Annotated in this window: 1 protein-coding gene; it reads right to left on the bottom strand. The window is 61.0% G+C overall.

Annotated elements, in window-relative coordinates; all coding sequences use genetic code 11:
* The coding region (locus AC1DXO_RS26055) for a hypothetical protein (RefSeq protein ID WP_476981132.1) at positions 1 to 3055 on the bottom strand (3055 nt) is incomplete at both ends.

Here is a 3055-nt window from a genome sequence, read left to right as displayed (position 1 = left end):
CTTGACCGAGGTCAGGCGGTTGTCCTTGTCGAAGACATAGTTGGTCTCGACCAGGGTGGCGTCGATCTGCTTGATCGCATTGTTGAAGACGTCGTAACGGGTTTTAACCGTGTCGTTGGTGATCGGATTGTACTGGTCGGTGACCAGGGCCTGGGTCCCGCCAAAGCCAGTGCCGGCCAGCAGACGCTGGCTGGTGATAAAACCATTACCGTCGACGCGGCCGACCAGGCGGCCCGACTGGTCATAGCGATAGTCTTCGACGATGTTCAGGGCGGTATTGTGCGCGGCATCCTCTTTGAGCTTGCCGTCCTCGCCGACGATACCGACCGCAGCACTCGACTTCCGCGTCAAGTTGCCCATGACGTCATAGGTATAGGTGGTGGTATGGCTGTTGGCGTCGGTCTGGCTCTTGACGTCGCCGAAGGCATTGTAGGTCTGGGTGGTACTGCTGTAGCCAACGCTGAGGGTCGTCGTCGCCAGGCTGAAGGTCCCGCCGCCCAGATCCGTGGCATTGAACACCTGGATGGCTGCCATGCTGTCGAGCGTCAGGCTCAGCGGCGCGCTGACGCCGGACGAGACCTTGGCCACTTTGGCATCGATGACGTTGTTGTTGGCGTCGCGGGCGATGTACTTGATATCCCAGCTGCTGTTCAGCGCGCCGCCGAACGGCGCCAAGTAGGGATCGATGTTGAAGGCGCCCGGGATCGGGTTGTTGTTGGTATCATAAATCGGAAGCGCATTGACCAGGGTATAGTTGCCCGTCGAGCCGTACGGCCGCACATATACCTTCACCGAGGCCGTCGCCGGGTCCAGGTTTTGCAGGGTCAGGCCGACGCCCGCTTGCTGGACCCTGGTCTGGGTAAACTGGGCGTCAATATGACAGACAGCGGTAAAGCTCACGCTTTGGCCGGTCACCTCGGTGCCGCTTGGATCCCACAACAGGATCTGCGAGCCATTCGGGCCGTCCTGATAGACCTTGACCGATATAACGGGCTGGTAGGGACCGTTAGGAGGTCCCGGCGGCGTCGTCATGAAGTTGAAGCTGTAGGTGCCGAGGTCCAGCGTGCCTGGATCCAGAGGCAGCGATGTCCGGACCTGGCCGTCGCCGGCGGTGACGACGACATGGATCTTGCCGGTGCCGTTGTGCGTCGTCATGAAGGTGTTGCTGAGCGACACCTTGAAGGTGGCGACGGTATTGGTGCCGACCTGGCCACCGGCATTGGTCTGAACGATGCTGACCGTTCCGGCCGCGCCGACGCCCATATTGCCACCGCTCGACACCGTTCCGTCGAGATTGACACTGGTCGGCCGCTTGGTGTCGGTCAGTTCGTTGCGGCTATCGTAGACACTGTAGGTCTTGATCGTGCCGGTCAAAAGCAGGGCGGCGCTGAGATCCACCGCGGCCGTCAGGTTGGTCGAGCCCTGACTAACGATCTGCACGGTGGCATTGCCATTGCCGTCATAGCCGAAGACCTTGGTGACGCCGTCGCCCATATTGCTGCGCCATACACGGCCCGCGTCATCGTAATCGGCGAATTCCTGCGCCCTGGTGATGTCGGGTGGGGCGCTGGTATTGGCGCCAGTATTGGTGCCACGGGCGATGACCTCGCCGAAGGCATTGTAGAAGGCGTCACTGGTCGTGTCGCCATTGGTCCAGGTCGATCCCGACAAGGTCGCCTTGGCGGTCCGGGTGACGTGACCCAGGGCGTCATAGGTGGTCAGGGTGCCTTCGGTAACGCCATTGCGCAGATAGCTTTCGACCGTCTGGCGGCCATTGGCGTCGTAGCCATAGTTGACGACGTAGTCTGCGGCATCCTTCCTGTTGAGCAGGCGCCCGCCGGTACCATAGGTATAGATGGTCTTTTCCTCGACTGTGGCGCCAGCGCCGTAACCGGCGATGGTCGTCGCCACGTCGCCCAGGCCGTTATAGGTCGTCTGGGTGGTCATCACATTGGCGGTGTCAGTATTATCCGCGCCGGCATTGCCGGTGGTTATCCGCGCTACGCGGCCCAGGCCGTCATAGACATAGTCGGTGTAGTCGTTGTTGGCCTCGGTCCGCCGCGACACCAGGCCCAGTTCGTTGTAGGTGAAGTTGACCGTCAGATTGCCAGTCAGGTTGGTCATCGTGCCTGCCGGCGGGCTGTTGGTGCCGCCGGGCGTGGTATGGTCGGTGCCGTCCGACACGGCCCAGTAGCTGCCGCCCACACGCGTCTGCGACTTCACATGGCCATTGTGGTCATAGACAAAGGTCGTCGTGCGGTCCGTGTCATTGACATCCGCCGCCGACGTGGTTGGCGGATTTCCCCAGGTGGCAGAGGTTCCGCTCAGCTTCCCGGCGTACTGCACCTGCTCGGTGACATTGCCCTCGGCGTCGTATTTGTAGGTCGTCAGATAGTTGTCCTGGTCGACCTGCGACACCTTGCGACCCAGCTTGTCATAATAGTTGTAGGTGATATTGCCATTGCCGTCGGTCAGGAGGGTATTGTTACCGTTGAGGTCGTAAGTGGCGCTGCTGATCACCTTGGTGGCCGCAAGCCCGGTGACCGGATCGATGGTCCAGCCCCAGTCGCCGCTGCTCCAGCCACCGCTCTTCACGTTCAGGACCGATGTCGTCAGCAGGCGGCTTTCCTTATCGTAGCTGTAGTCGGTCTCGCGGAAGGTCTTGTTTGTCAGGTCCGGCAGCACGGCGGGATCCGCCGGAACAGTTGCAACCTTGCTGTCATACGATTTCTGGGTCAGGACATTGCCGTTGCGGTCATAGGTCCAGGCGGTGGCGTAGCCCAGGGCGTCGACCTGCAGCGACTTGCGGTCCATCTTGTCGTAGTAGGTGACGGTGACGCCGCCGGCGGCATCCTTGGAATAGACCAGATTGCCGCGCTTGTCGTACTGGAAGTCCTGGATAAGCGTAACCAGGGCCGGGCCACCGTTGAGCGGCACGGTATCGCCAGTCTGCTTCTTCAGCCGGTTATTGGTGTCGTATTCGTAGAATGTGCTACGCTGTTCCGTCGCGCCGACGGCCTCGGTCATATTGGTCCGGTTGCCGAAGATGTCGTAG

It is taken from the genome of Asticcacaulis sp. P2_C5 (assembly GCF_056404555.1).
This window is presented reverse-complemented; position numbering and strand designations above follow the sequence as displayed.